Annotated in this window: 8 protein-coding genes; 5 read left to right on the top strand and 3 right to left on the bottom strand. The window is 55.3% G+C overall.

Annotated features, from left to right (window positions below):
• Positions 1 to 3 precede the first annotated feature (3 nt).
• Positions 4 to 2,808: an alpha-mannosidase gene (locus E9954_RS06840; protein ID WP_168442043.1), complete on the bottom strand. Its 2,805-nt coding sequence runs from the start codon at positions 2,806 to 2,808 to the stop codon at positions 4 to 6.
• A gap of 107 nt (positions 2,809 to 2,915) precedes the next feature.
• Between E9954_RS06840 and E9954_RS06835 the strand changes: the two genes are divergently transcribed.
• The 5 genes from E9954_RS06835 (at position 2,916) to E9954_RS06815 (ending at position 10,034) form a co-directional block, all read left to right on the top strand.
• The gene (locus tag E9954_RS06835; protein WP_136078463.1) at positions 2,916 to 3,899 is read left to right on the top strand and encodes an HAD family hydrolase; all 984 of its coding nucleotides are present in this window, start codon (positions 2,916 to 2,918) and stop codon (positions 3,897 to 3,899) included.
• The gene (locus E9954_RS06830) at positions 3,874 to 5,325 is read left to right on the top strand and encodes a sulfatase (RefSeq protein WP_222847085.1); all 1,452 of its coding nucleotides are present in this window, start codon (positions 3,874 to 3,876) and stop codon (positions 5,323 to 5,325) included. The genes E9954_RS06835 and E9954_RS06830 overlap by 26 nt, the downstream gene beginning before the upstream one ends.
• A gap of 106 nt (positions 5,326 to 5,431) precedes the next feature.
• Positions 5,432 to 6,055, top strand: a complete 624-nt coding sequence (locus E9954_RS06825; RefSeq protein ID WP_136078461.1) for a 3-keto-disaccharide hydrolase — start codon at positions 5,432 to 5,434, stop codon at positions 6,053 to 6,055.
• 2 nt (positions 6,056 to 6,057) lie between these two features.
• Positions 6,058 to 8,580 (top strand): glycosyl hydrolase family 28-related protein, encoded by a 2,523-nt coding sequence (locus E9954_RS06820; protein ID WP_136078460.1) that lies wholly within the window; start codon positions 6,058 to 6,060, stop codon positions 8,578 to 8,580.
• Between the two features lie 32 nt (positions 8,581 to 8,612).
• Positions 8,613 to 10,034 (top strand): PQQ-binding-like beta-propeller repeat protein, encoded by a 1,422-nt coding sequence (locus E9954_RS06815; protein ID WP_136078459.1) that lies wholly within the window; start codon positions 8,613 to 8,615, stop codon positions 10,032 to 10,034.
• Positions 10,035 to 10,082: 48 nt separating this feature from the next.
• Here E9954_RS06815 and E9954_RS06810 read toward each other — a convergent pair whose 3' ends face one another.
• Both E9954_RS06810 and E9954_RS06805 read right to left on the bottom strand, forming a co-directional pair.
• Complete coding sequence (locus E9954_RS06810) at positions 10,083 to 10,250, bottom strand: type II toxin-antitoxin system HipA family toxin (protein WP_136078458.1); 168 nt, start codon at positions 10,248 to 10,250, stop codon at positions 10,083 to 10,085.
• 295 nt (positions 10,251 to 10,545) lie between these two features.
• On the bottom strand, positions 10,546 to 14,469 hold the full coding sequence (locus E9954_RS06805) for a P-loop NTPase family protein (RefSeq protein WP_136078457.1): 3,924 nt from the start codon (positions 14,467 to 14,469) through the stop codon (positions 10,546 to 10,548).
• Positions 14,470 to 14,477 lie beyond the last annotated feature (8 nt).

Below are 14,477 nucleotides of genomic sequence, written 5' to 3'. Positions count from 1 at the left end.
CAATCACTCCACTTCAATCGTCACAATCCGACCCTTCGGGACAGAGAGCGCAACCGCGCCGTCCAGTAGCTCCAACTCCTCCCCGCGCGTTTCGATCAGGTTGTTTTTCCAGGCCTTGGAAACCGGGAGGCCGAACTTGACCGTGCCCTCCTGCGTTTCGCCGGTCGGGTTGAACAGGCGGAGCATCAGGGAATTGCGGCCATGCGTTTTGGTGATGGAGGAAAGCACCAGCGCATCGTTGTCGATGGCATAGTGCGAGGCCACCGTTGGCAGGTCGCCACCGCGGTTCATGGAAATCTGGGTGACTGCCGGCTTGGCGTTCAGCTTGTCGGCCTCGGCGTAGACGGCGCCCTCGGCCCAGTTTCCGGCGTGCGGATAGATCGCATATTCATAGTCCACCGTCTGGAGCATCTGGCTACCGAGCGCTTCCGGGAATTCGGATGAAACGCGCGACTCGGTGCAAATGCGGTTGCGGATGGCGCGCAGCAGGGTCAATGCGATCGTCCCGCGGTCATCCTCAAGCAGCTGGAATTCGGTCAGGCAGTTATTGAGTACGGCCATTCCGTTGGTGCCATCGCTCGCGTCGCAGAAGACGCTCATCGGGCGCAGCGCCATTTCGGGGTAGAATTTTCCATCGGCATCCTTTTCGTGGACGATGCCGCGATGGTCAACCGTGAAGTGTCCGGCTGCATCCGAGAAGTCGGTCTGGATGTCGGTCGGGATCATCAGGCGTATGCGATGGTCCTTGGCGGTATTGTCGATGGAGGTTTTCACCTTCAGGTGCTTGCTGTCCTTGTTGAGTGTGATGCGTGAAACAATCTTGAGGTCCACGAGGCGATCGCACCGCTTGCCGTAGCCCTGCACCTTGACGTTGCCGTATTCCGCATGGGCCGGAACCTTCATGATGGTTTCAATGCCGATGGTCGCGCTGAGCGGGCCGTTGTCCTCCATCCAGATGCGCGAACCGAAGCCGCGGCTGGTGATGGCCTGGTTTTTATAGGGTGCATAGTAGGCCCAGTAGTCGCCCGTGTCGCCTTCGTCTTCGAAGTGGTGCATGTTTTCGATGGTGCGGCCGTTCGACTTGTCGGTCAGGTTGAAGGTTCCGTCGGAATTCACCTCCACCTTCAGGAATGCGTTTTCCATTTTCATGGCACCCTGCCCGATGAAGCCGCCGGCGCTCTTGCGCATGGCCGGCCACCACTCCTCCTCTCGCCAATAGGTTCGTTCGTTGACCACCTTGACGATCTTGTAGCCGCCGGCCGGGATTTCGCCGGTGTCGAGATAGAGCTGATGACGGTCGACATAGTATGGCCACGGCCGCGCCTCGACATCGTGCACGGGTTGCTTGTGCTCATCGCGCGTGATTTCCTGGATCGCCAGACGGGTGCCGTCCGCGTCGACCACGCCCAGCGTCCAGCAGTCTTCGGAGCGCGGCGTGTCGATGGCCACCTTGACCACCTCGCGCACCGGGCGCGGTTGTGGGTTGTGGAGCAGCAACAGCGTGTCGGTCTGCCCGAAGGCGGAAAGATCCAGGCGCTTCAGCAACGCGGCAATGGAATCTTCATAGATGGTTTCCCCGATTTCCAGCGCCTGGTTGAGGCGATAGAGGTTGTCCACCACGGTCTTGTCCTGCGTGACACCGTTGATGGAATCGTGCGGGTGCGCTTTGAGCAGATAGTTCCAGCCCTTGCCGATAAAGTTCGTTGGATAGGTTTCGCCCAGCATGGAAAGCGATGCGGCCAATGGTTCCATCCGGCGCATGAACACGTTCTCAACCTGTTTGTTCAGTTGCTTGATGTGAATACGGGTCGCCAGTGCGTTGGCGGAGGCATGGCTTGGCTCGCCATCGCGCAGCTCGCCATGGACCACCGGTACGATGGATCGGTCGAGCCGCTCCTCCACGCCCTGGAAATATTCCTTCAGCGAGGCCATCCGGAACTCGATCTCCGGCAGCGCTTCGTTGCAATCCTTCACCATCCGCGGCAGATAGGGATTGGGAGTCGAAAAGTCGCACCCGCACATCAGCAGGCGCCAGTCGTCGACCAGCGTCTTGTCCATGTTGTCCCACGTTCGCTGCGCGGCATCTTTGACGTTTTCCTTGAAGTAGCCATCTTCATGGTCGATGCGGAAATAGTCGTTCTGATAATTGTTTTCGTCGGCGCGGTGGTAGGCCACGCCGGTTTTGCCCCACTCCCAGGCATACTGGTTGTCGTCGTAGATATTGTTCAGCCGAACCGGGAAGTGCAGATAGAAATAGCCGTTCTGGCGGGTGAAGTGGCCGAGGCGCGAGGTCAGCAGCTCCGATCCGTCCGGCGCCGTCCAGATGAATTCGCTGTTGGGCGCGCGCTCTTCGGAAACTTTTTTGGCGGCAACGGCATAGTGAATGCCAATATCCTGGTAAATCTGCGGGAACTGCGCGGTCTGCCCCCAGCCGAAGGTGTGGTAGGCAATCGGGTTGTAGCCGCCGAGTTCCTCCGCGAACCGGATGCCGGTCTGTAGATTGCGCACGAGGCATTCGCCGGAAATCGGGAAGAGGTCGGGCAACGTGTACCAGGGCCCAACCACCAGCTTGCCGGCCTTGACCAGTGCGGCAATGCGGTCGCGGTTTTCGGGGCGGACTTGCAGATAATCGTCAACACAGACGGTCTGGCCATCGAGCAGGAAACTGTCGTATGCCGGGTCGTTTTCCAGAATATCGATCAGCCAGTCCATGAATTCGATCAATAGCGAGCGGGTTTTCCAGATCGGGTAGCGCCATTCGCGGTCCCAGTGCGTGTGTGCAACAACTAAAGCGGTTTTCTTATTCATGATTTGTTTCCTCGTGTTTCGTTTGAAAATTGGATTGACTAAGTAACAACCACTATAGGATAAACGTTTCATCACACAAGCACTAATTTTACCTAAATGGATTCAGCATGCAATTTCCGGAGCTAGGAACCACGATCGAGTCGCTCGGTCTCAACGAACTGAAACAAACCTCTGACCACCGCTTTACCACGGGAACCAACGGCGTTCAGGCCATTGGCAAGACCGGTGATGGAAAAGTGGAGTTCATTGGATTTTCCGACCAAACCATGGCGCTGGTGAATTCGGCGCTGGGTTACCCGGCCTACTATCCGGTCCATTCCGTGGAGCGGGAAGATCCGATTACCGCCGTTTTGATGGATCTCGACGGCACCACCGTGCATAGCGAGGAATTCTGGATCTGGATCATCCAACTCAGTACCGCCAGCCTGCTGGGCAATCCAGGCTTTGAACTCGAAGAATCCGACCTCCCCTATGTTTCCGGCCACTCGGTTTCCGAACACCTGCAATATTGCGTCACGAAATATTGTCCGGAAAAAACGGTAGAGGAAGCTCGCACCTATTATTTCGAACACACGCACCGCGAAATGCAGCTGATCCTTGAAGGCAAGGGCAAGCCCGGCGCCTTCCGCCCATCGCCCGGCATCAAGGAGTTCCTGCTCGAATTAAAAAACATGGACATGCGAATCGGTTTGGTGACGTCTGGTTTATATGAAAAAGCCTATCCAGAAATCCTCGATGCCTTCAAAACGCTCGGCATGGGCGACCCCGCCGACTTTTATGATGCCATCATCACCGCCGGCCACGCGCTGCGCAAAGGCGAAGCCGGAACGCTCGGCGAACTCTCGCCCAAACCCCACCCGTGGCTCTACGCCGAAACGATGCGTGTCGGACTGGGTATGGATTTCAGCCAGCGCCATTCCGCCATCGGCATCGAAGACAGCGGCGCGGGCATCTGCTCCATCCTGCTGGCCGGTATGCAGCCCTGGGGCATCGGCGGCGGCAACATCGACCAGTCCGGCACCCGCGGCCTTTGCAAGCAATATGTCGAGGACTTCGAAGCCTTGCTTGAAAAAATCAAGCAGCGTCGTTAACCGGGTCGAGGGCATGCGCCTGCTCCTCGCCACCTTGGCCCTTGCGGTTGTGCTGCCTGCCTACAGCGGTTCAATTCGCAATGTGCTGCTACTTGTTTCCGACGACCTTAAGGCGAGCGTGCTGGGTTGCTATGGCGACGAGGTGTGCCAAACGCCCAACCTCGATCGTCTGGCACGTGAAGGTCTGGTGTTCAGTCGCGCCTACTGCCAGGGGGTATGGTGCGCGCCTTCCCGGCAGTCGTTCATGTATAGCCGCTATACGGATGACAAAGGCATCAACCTGGCAGAGCACTTCAAAAACAAGGGCTGGTACAGCGCGCGCGTCGGGAAGATCTACCACATGCGCGTGCCCGGCGACATTATCGATGGCACCCATGGCGCCGACGTGGCCAGCTCCTGGACGGAGCGCTTCAACTCCCAAGGGATGGAAGCCCACACGCCGGGGGATTATGCCTGCCTGAACCAGAACATTTTCACGACCGAGCTGGAGGGGCGTGAATCGACTAAAATGAAAAACCGGATGTTTGTTTCGGTCAGCTACGAAGGCGACGGCTCCGATCAACCGGACCATAAAACGGCCGACAAAACCATCGAGCTACTGCGCAAGCATGGAGACAAACCGTTTTTCATCGCCGCTGGGTTGGTGCGCCCGCACTATCCGAACGTCGCGCCGGAGCACTATTTCGCACCCTACCCATGGCAAGGGATCGAACTGCCGGAGGTGCCCGTGAACGACCTCGACGACATTCCGCAAGCCGGACTGGCCAAAACAAAGAACGCCACCAATCCCATTGGGCAATATCCCGACAACCAGAAGCGCATGTGGTCGGCATACTATGCAACCGTCACCTTCATGGATGAGCAGGTCGGGCGCATCATCGACGAGCTCGACCGGCTCGGACTGCGCAGCAGCACCGCGATCGTTTTTCTCAGCGACCACGGCTACCACCTCGGCGAGCATACGTTTTGGCAAAAAAGCAACCTCCATGAAGAGGTCACGCGCGTGCCGCTCATCATCTCGGCGCCCGGTTTCAACCCCGCCCGGACCGACGCCCTGACGGAACTGGTCGATATCTACCCCACCCTCGCCGAGCTGGCCGGGCTTCCAATTCCTGCAAGCGTGCAGGGCAAGAGCCTGGTTCCAGTGCTGCGCAACCCCGGTGCAACCGTCCGGGATGCAGCCCTTTCGTTGAACAACGGCTTCTCCTTGCGCGAAAACCAATTCGCCTACATGCGCTACACGAATGGTTCGGAAGAACTCTACGACATGAAGAAAGATCCAAAACAATTCAGCAATCTCGCCGTTAATCCCGAATATGCCGCAACGCTGCGCAAACTTCGAGCCAGCCTCGTTGCGCGACTGAAGGCGGAAGGAATCAACCTCCCCGAAAAAAAAGGAAAGCCAGCCGATGACCACTCGATGTGAAGCCCCGCATCCAACGTGTCCAAAATAGCTTGGAATAAACGTTTCATCCTGCAATGCTGTTTAACGCCTGAAATCAAAAAACAACTGATCACCCCGGAGATCCGTCATGAAAATAAGTATTGGAATCATATTCATCTGTGCCACCACCGCATTTTCCGGCGAGTGGCAAACCTTGTTCGCTGGCTCCGGCCTCGAGGGCTGGAAGGCGAGCGAAACCGAAGGATGCTTCAGCATCGTTGAGGGCGATACGCTCAAGGTGGAGGGCGGGCGTTCGCACCTGTTCTGGATGGGCACCGAAACGATTCCGGGCTCCTTCACAAATTTCGAGTTCAGCGCAAAGGTCAAAACCACGCCCGGCTCCAACGGCGGCATATTCTTCCACACCGAATACCAGGAAACCGGCTGGCCGTCGCATGGCTATGAAGCTCAGGTTAACACAACGCATAAGGACAAGCGCAAGACCGCCAGCATCTACGCCGTGCAGGATGTCATGAACGATGCGCCCTCCAAGGACGACGAATGGTTCGACTATCTCATCCGCGTGAAAGGCAAGACCATCACCATCCTCATCGACGGCAAGGTGGTGAACGAATACACCGAGCCGGCCGACCTTCAACCCCCTGAAAAATTCAAGGACCGCCGTTTAAGCTCCGGCACCTTCGCCCTCCAGGGACACGATCCGAAAAGCATCACCTACTACCGCGAAATCAAAGTCCGCGCATTGAAATAATCATGATTCATAGAACACTTTTTTCCACCCTGCTCCTGATTTCTTCAATTTCTGCCGGTGCACCGGATAAACCGGAGTGGCAGATCATTAAAACAAAATACCCGACCACCGATGTGGTGGTGGCGGGCTACAACGTGGAGGACTTCGGGGCTAAGGGCGATGGCAGGAAGGACTGCACCAAGGCCTTCCAAACGGCGCTGGACCGGATGCACGAGGCCGGCGGCGGAACGGTGTTTGTTCCGGAGGGCCGTTATCTCTTCAAGGGAAACCTCAAAATTCCAGTTGCCGTCACCCTGCGCGGTGAATGGAACGAACCAACCAGGGAGAATCCATCGGTGCGGGGCACCATCCTCATGCCGCTGGCGGGCAAGGGCGATCCCGACGGGACTCCGTTTATCACGGTCGATTACTGTGCGGGCATCAAAGACCTGAATATTTGGTATCCGCTGCAGTCCCACCAGAACCCCGACCCCTACCCCTGGTGCCTGATCCAGAAGGGCGGCGACAACGCCACCTTCGAAAACCTGACCCTGGTGAACCCCTACCAGGGCATCCGCATCGGGCCCGGCGGCAACGAGCTGCACCTGGTGCGCAACGTCTATGGAACCCCGCTTAAAACGGGGATCCAATACGACTCCACCACCGATATCGGCCGCCTGGAAAAAATCCGCTTTTCCCCGCGTTGGTGGTGCCTGGGCGGCCTGCCCAAATCGCCCAGGAATCTGGACTGGACCATGGAAAACGGTACGGCCATCCACATGCTGCGCTCCGACTGGGAATATGTCGCCGACGTGGAGATCGAGGGCTATGCCCGAGGCTTCATGATTTCCGAAGGCGTGCGCGGTGCGGCCAATGCACAGTTCTACCATCTGATCATCCGCAACTGCGCCACCGCCATGGAGGTGGAAAAAACCAACCCCTTCGGCATGGTGTTCACGGAATGCTATTTCGACGGCGCGCAGCACGGCGTGCTGGTTGATGAAAAATTCGACTCCGCCCTACTTTTTTCGACCTGCATCTTCAGCGGGAAGGAAGCCTTGCGTTCGAACGGAAGCGGCAACATCCTGATGGAGCAGTGCCGCGTGCTGAGCGGCAATGTCGTACTCGACAAAGGTGCGCACTCGATCCTCGGTTCCGCGCTCAAGGACAAGAACAGCCGGATCCGGATTGGGGAAAAGGTCATCGGCGTGGTGCTGGCCGGCAACCAATACCCCAACCCATTGCCCATGGTGCAAAGCGAAGCCCCGGACGGCATCGTCCAGCAATCGGACGCACCTCCGGGCCTGAACCCCATTCCCGACTTTCATAAAACAACGCGAACGCAATATGTCCCGGCCAAGCCTGCGTTGGAGGTCGTCCATCCCTCCGGCTCCGACGATGCCGCCGCCATCCAGCAAGCACTGGACAACAGCGCCCGCAATGGAGGCGGCATGGTGCTGCTGCCGGGGCAGGACTATCTGATCAAAGGCCGCCTTAGCATTCCGGGGGGCGTGGAATTGCGCGGTGTTCACGACGTGCCGCACCACACCATGGGCGGCGGAAGCGTGCTCCACATCTATCCCCCGGATGACGAACCAACCATTGCCATGGAGGCCAACAGCGGCATGCGCGGGCTTTCGTTCAACTATCCGGAACAGCGGATCGAGGAGGTGAAGGAATATCCCTTCCTCATCCAGGGGCGCGGTGAAAACATCTATGTCATCAACGTCAACGCCGCCAATCCGTTCAAGTTCATCGACTTCATGTCGCACCGGTGCGACCGCCACTTCATCGACTATCCCTCCGGCGCCCCCTTCAAGGTGGGCGTTGCCGTCGGCGGCGGAAGCCGGAACGGAATCGTGCAAAACATGCAGTTCAACCCGCACTATTGGTCGCGCGCACCACGCCGAAACCCGCTCTATGCCAACAAGACCGACGGCGGTGTTTCCAGTGGGACTGGAGCCCGGTTCTGGACGTACCAGAAGGAAAACCTCGATGCCTTGGTGGTCGGCCATACCGAAAACCAGTTCCTCTACCAAAACTTTGTCTTCGGTTCGCTCTACGGCATCCATTTCACCCAGCAGAACGGCGAGGGGGCAATCAACTGCGTCAGCCATGGCCACGGCACCGACGGTTCCAAAATCAGCTGCTATTTTGAATACGGACACGGCGAAATCTCGATGGTCAACACCGAGCTCGTGGCCATGTCGTCGCAAAACAAAACGGCCATCCTCATTTCCGACGGTTTCGATTCCGAGGCCACCCTGATCAACACCATGGTTTGGGGCAACCCCGACATCCTGGCCGATGTCGGCAACGGCACCCTCACCCTGCAGAACCTCCACGCCAACCACCACGGGCAAGGGTTGCTCCTCACGAGGGGAACCCTCAAGGCGTTCAACCTCAGCTTCAATCAACAAGGTTCCCACCTGAGCGCATCGGACGGCACCACGACGGAAATGGGCGGATTCATCACCACCGGCCCGCTGAAAGCCAGCGGAGCTTTCCCCCCACACGTGATTGAACGCAGCGCAAAAAAAAGGTAGAAACCTCCATCCAATCCCAAAGGAAGGTTTTCATGAAGAGATCATTAGTTGCCTTGACGTTGCTTGGCGCCACGAGCCTCGTCGCCATGGCGGCCCCGGCAGAGTCGGCTTTGCCGGAAGCCTTCGGACAGGAAAACCTGTTGTGGGAACTGAAACTGGCATCGCACCAATACACCATCCCCACGCTGGACAACGGGCAGCTCTTCCTCGGCATCAACGACCAATACCTGGAACACACCCAGCAACCCTCCGGCGGCGGAATCCTGCAGTGCCGCGACCCCAGGACGGGAAAGCTGGCTTGGCAAATGGTGATTCCCCGGCGCGTGGAGGGCGATATTGCCCCCTCGCACTACAACCGCTGGAAATGCGGCGTCTGCTCCCGCCCGGCGCTCGACAACGAGCGGCTCTATATCGTCGGGCCGCGCGGCGACATCCTCTGCCTTGACCGGAAGGGGCAAACCGATGGCAACGATGGCCCGTTCAGGGACGAGGCCGCCTATATGGAACTCCCGCCCGACTACACGCTCCAGCCCACCGACGGCGACCTGGTCTGGGCCTACAACCTCGTGGAGGAACTCAAGGTGGTTCCGCACGATGTCTGCGGCAGCTCCCCGTTGCTCGTCGGCGACTTCCTCTACGCCTGCACCTCCAACGGGCAGGACGCCAAGCACCGCTACATCGTCAACCCCGAGGCCCCGGCGCTGATCGTGCTCGATAAAAAAAGCGGCAAGCTGGCGGCAACCGAGCAGGAAGGGATCTGCCAACGCACGTTCCACTGCAACTGGTCGTCGCCGGTCGCCGCCACGGTGAACGGCGAAACCCTCGTGCTGTTCGGCGGGGGCGATGGCTTCCTCTACGCCTTCGAAGCCCTCAAAAAACCCGGCCCGCTGAAGCTCCGCTGGAAATACGACTGCAACCCCGAAGCCTACCGCGCGCAAACCTATTCCCGGCACAACAAACGCACCCCCGAAGGCCCCAGCGAAATCATCGCCATCCCCACGGTGGCCGACGGCCGCGTCTATGTGCCGATCGGGCAAAGCCCGAACCACGGCCCCGGTCAGGGCCTGCTCACCTGCATCGACGTCGCCTCCGGAAAAAAGATTTGGGAATCCGACCGGGTGGACCGCACCACTGCGCAGCCCTGCGTGAAAGACGGGCTCGTCTACGCCAGCGATTATTCCGGCCGGCTCAGCTGCCTCGACGCCCGCACCGGCGAACTCTACTGGCAGCACGACCTGGAAGCCGGAAGCTGGTGCGCTTCGCCGATGGTTGCCAACGGCAAGGTCTACGCCGGAACCGAAAAAAACACGATGTGGATCCTCCAGGCCGGAAAGAAAAAACAGCAGCTTGAAAAAATCCGCTTCAACTCCACCCCCATCACCCCGATGGCGGCGGGCGGCACGCTCTACCTCCCCACCCAAAAACGACTCTTCGCGCTCAAGGCGGGGATCTAGTCAATCGCCCAGATCAATCATTGTGCTGAAAGCACAAGACAATTTAGCCTATGGCAACGCCATAGGATTGGCAGGCCAGGAATTTTTTGCCCTGTAGGGGCAACACAACACCTCCGTATTCGAATCCAGCCCCACCGCCTTGGCCAGCCGCATGCAGAACGGTTCGTTGACCGCAAGACCGGGAAAGTGAGCCGGTTCCGGCTTGATGATGTGCATCCCTCTTCCTTCAGAATCTTCACAACAACCGTCACGGCCAGGGACTCAAGCTTTCCAATGGAACCCTCAAAGCTTTTAATCTCAGCCTCAACCAAAGCGGAAGCCACCTCAGCACATCCGATCAAGCGGAAGCCCACATGACCGGGTTCATCACCAAGGGCGCATTCCAATCATTGAAAGGCCGCCAGAAACCATCACACATCATCGAGCGCTGAAGGGCTACGCCTGCCCGCAACGTTTCACCCAGTAGCAAACATACTTCAAAATAGTTTTCCTCAATGCAAACGAAACGCATTCACTCGAAGCTAGAGTCGCGACTACGCTCCCTGTTTTTCTCGCGCTCTTTTTCTGAGGCTATTGCAACTTCAAAACTTGCCTTCTCAGCTTCAACAATGGAACGAATCTCATCATGTCCTTCAGGAATCAGTTGATCAAACAAAGGTAATCGCGCTTCCAAAGTTTTTGATAGAGACCCCGACCATGAGTGCGGATAAAAACGACGAACGAATATCCTCACAACCTCAGTCGGGTTCGGTGTCCTCCACACTAATTCCAATGCCACTTCAGTTAGCGAGTCCGGCAATTGATTCTCACCCTGAGTCTCAAACAGCTTGCAAATTTCTGCTGCAAAGGGATAGCGCGCATTTGAGTCCTCATTACACCATTCAATGAGTACGTTCTTCGGCACATGATCTAGTATGGTCTCGTTTCGTAGTCTCGTGAAAGAATCTGACAGCAACGCCTCCATTCTTTCCAACGCCTTCGGGTTCTCTGGAGCGCAAACCATGTCTAATGCATAACGAGGGAAACGTTTGAATATCGGCTTTAATGCTCTTTTTCGAAGATCATCATAGCGGATATAACTCTCATCCTCCTCCCACAAAACCCGTTTAACAACAGAATCTAGAACTGACGGCACATCTGCGGTTTCCACAACAAATCCCATCGTTTTTTCTATGTCATGGGATATCTGCCCATTCGTATCATCGCTGAGTTTTAACCAGTCTATTCGTAAAAGGAATTCCCTTATGCCGCATCCTAGTTCCGATTTGTAATCGTCACTCATATCTTGAGCGCCATAAACAGCCATACTTAACACATCCAACGAACGAACAAGGCCGCCATCGTCTCTTTGAGCCAACTTGTTCATTAGCTCCATTAGCTGGGGCACCGCAAACTTCTCCGTCGCACGGCCATGAGCAAGATAACCGAATTGCCGAGTTGGACACATATCAGGTTCAAGGGCGGTCATAAGACGCTGAAATGCCTTTCCTCCAATCCCCGCTTGCAACTGGAGTTCAACAAACCAATTTCGCCAAACCTCATCTTCAAGGGCTTCATCGAGAAATTTCGATACAGCTTCAGCGGTTGAATCATTCCATCCATTCATAAAACCGCGAAGCCATAAGGGATTGAATTTATCACTACCAACCACCTGAACTACAGTTTTCACCTCTTTCAGTAGGCTTTCTGGATCATCGCAATGTAAGCCAACACCACGACCGAACTCAAAATGGTGTCCACCATTCCTTGAGCATAGAGCAGGAAGCAACGACACTAACAATTCCATTTCGGCAGTAGCTTGCTCCCCCAATTTTTCAGCATTCATACTTGCACGGCGATGTCTATCAGAAGAGGAAAGCTTTTCGTCGGACTTCGCAGCAAGGTTTTCTTCATCTTCAATGTCATAAGCAAAATCACCTCGCGCTAAAACGCATGCCCGGATTTTGCCCTCCAACCCTGACGGTTTTAAGAAGTCTTCCATCCGCCTGAGTTTACTAACAGTTTCTGGAGGATGATCCTCAGCATCATAGCGCAATGTTCTGCGTACACCGAGCCAGCCTTCTATCCAGCCATCTATCGGATGGAAGCACTTTGCCGCTTCCATAAGTTTTTCACCAATGCCATAACTGTCCAGTTCCCATAGACCGCGCAATGACTCTGCTAGAAGCAAGCGGCTACGAGCCCCATCCGAATCTCCCCTCTTCCCTAAATCGATCAACAGGTCTATCCATGGGATATACCATCCTTTGATATCCTCAACAGACCGCGGCCACCATCCATAATTCCGCCGGTGCGCACCAAATTCACACCCATGCATGGATATGAAATTACTTGTTTTCAACCCGGCTTCGACCAACTCGAATCCGAGGTCTCGCTCTCCTTGTTTATCGCTTGATAGAAGGTTTTCAGCGAACTTATGGCGCTGATCTAAAGAGGCGTGGGTTCCTGATAAATGGCAATAGAACAATGAGACCAACATCTCTCGGATAGAATTCCTGTTGCCATTATCAGGCTCTTTCAGAGCAACTTTCTGTAGAATAAGAGCTGCTCGCTCAAAATAGGCTGGCTCATATGCAATAAGCCGTGCCGTACGAGCGAAGTGATCTTTAAAGGAAAGCATATGATTCTTATAGTTTCCCGTCTCCACCTCTCTGCTGATCGCACTTAGTGCCCCCGCAGGATCTAGAGGAGCCAAGTTATCAAACATCTGCAGTTCAAACCTCGTCAACGTTGCTAAGTCGCTCATCTTTCCATTTACGGAAAACATCGCGGAAGCAATAGCTATGGCCTCAGGACAATCGTGCAAATATCCGAGTCGCCGACAAAACGAACGGGCGACCCGTTCAGTTCCGTGAATAACGAAGGCCTCTAGCAAATCGTCTCCGATCTCGGTTTCGACAATTCGTTTTGCCAAGCCGTTTGCAATGGCATGGGGCAATATTGCACGCCATTGACCACGTGCTTGCAAAAGACCTCGCCGCGACAATTCGTTCATATTTCTTCTAAATGTACGAACCGAGACATCTGCAAACCCGGCCAATAATGCCAACTCCCCATTTGATGCCGAATCACTCCAATCAAAGGAATAAAGTAGACTTGCCGCCTCAGCACATCGAAGAAGTTCTTCACTAGCCGTCTTCTTCTGTCGAAAGAGGCGTTCGAAAAGTTCCCCGTCGCCCAATCGTGACAATTCACCACCAGACTCAGCAGTTGAGGCAAGAGCGTAGGCCACTCGTGCATTGCCATCCGAAAAACTTGCAATGCAGTCAATATCGTTATGAGACAACCTTGGGTATCGCAACGCTAACATTTTTCTAAGAACTTCCCACGATACCCCTTCCAACCGATAGCAACGAGTATCCTCGGGCAGTTCGTCACGAATATCATATTCAATTGTTATCAGTTTAAGGAGATTGTCCCCCCGCTTCGTAATGAGTTCTGTCAACTTGTTATGCGTTTCTGACCCACAATTATCGACAACCACAACTGTGTCCGATTGTTGAGACAGAAGGGTTTCCAGCATTGAGTTGGGACTGGGAACTGGCTCGCCCGCAAGATCTGCATAAATCACATTGTTTTTAGAAAGAGCAGTCGTTTCGGGGCAAACACGGAAATCAAACAGAGCCTGTACCAACCTCGTCTTGCCTACGCCAGATAATCCAACCAGTCTAACGGAACCAGGATTTGCCAAATCAGATCTTAGCTGCTCAATTGCCTGAGAGATACCGACCTCTTCATCTCCTTCAGGGACGAAAGCCCGAACCTCATCATCAATTAGATATTCCGCATCAACGTCCTGCTCTTTATATGCCCATGGTTCGTATGGCCTCCACCCCTTTAGAGGCTGGCCTACCTGGGCTCTGAGCCAAGTTGCTACTGATGGATGTTTCTCCACCCAATCTGCTAAGCGGCGGCTGTCATAAAAGCCTGATTGAACATTCGCTCCAATTTTATGCTCAGCAAGACAGTCACGAACTGCATCTGTTCGTGCTTTGAGGGCTTTATATGAAACATCATCTTTAGTCGAAATAATTAAATATGCTCCCCCTGACAGGGACACTTCCACAATCGCTGGACGAATATTACCTGTCGGCGCCATTTCTGGCGTTATCTTTGACGGAGGAAACTTTTCAGCCTTGACCTGAATAACGGTTTGCTGCTTCGGAACGAAGTCGGGAGCATTCAATGCCCTCGGGCAATCGATAAAGACATCAACGCCTCCATCCGTTGCCCGCTGATCCCCTCCCCACATCACGGCAGATTCGGGAAGTCCTTGTGACCTTAACTCTGCCCGACAAAGACGCGCAACCAATTCGCGAGCCGTTTCATCATCGACTGATTTGATCAGTTCCTTATCTATTTCGAATATGTTCCCCATAGGAATACTGTGCCGAATTTCATCTGTATTCAAAACACTAAAAACGTTTCCAGACACAATGGAAC

The organism is Pontiella desulfatans, from assembly GCF_900890425.1.
Lineage (GTDB): Bacteria > Verrucomicrobiota > Kiritimatiellia > Kiritimatiellales > Pontiellaceae > Pontiella > Pontiella desulfatans.
Note: the sequence above shows the minus strand (reverse complement) of the source record. Positions and strands in the feature narration are given on the sequence as shown.

Coding starts and splice junctions, on each gene's coding strand:
- E9954_RS06835 (WP_136078463.1), top strand. CDS start 2,916: ATGCAATTTCCGGAGCTAGGAACCACGATCGAGTCGCTCGGTCTCAAC.
- E9954_RS06840 (WP_168442043.1), bottom strand. CDS start 2,808: ATGAATAAGAAAACCGCTTTAGTTGTTGCACACACGCACTGGGACCGC.
- E9954_RS06810 (WP_136078458.1), bottom strand. CDS start 10,250: ATGCACATCATCAAGCCGGAACCGGCTCACTTTCCCGGTCTTGCGGTC.
- E9954_RS06815 (WP_136078459.1), top strand. CDS start 8,613: ATGAAGAGATCATTAGTTGCCTTGACGTTGCTTGGCGCCACGAGCCTC.
- E9954_RS06820 (WP_136078460.1), top strand. CDS start 6,058: ATGATTCATAGAACACTTTTTTCCACCCTGCTCCTGATTTCTTCAATT.
- E9954_RS06825 (WP_136078461.1), top strand. CDS start 5,432: ATGAAAATAAGTATTGGAATCATATTCATCTGTGCCACCACCGCATTT.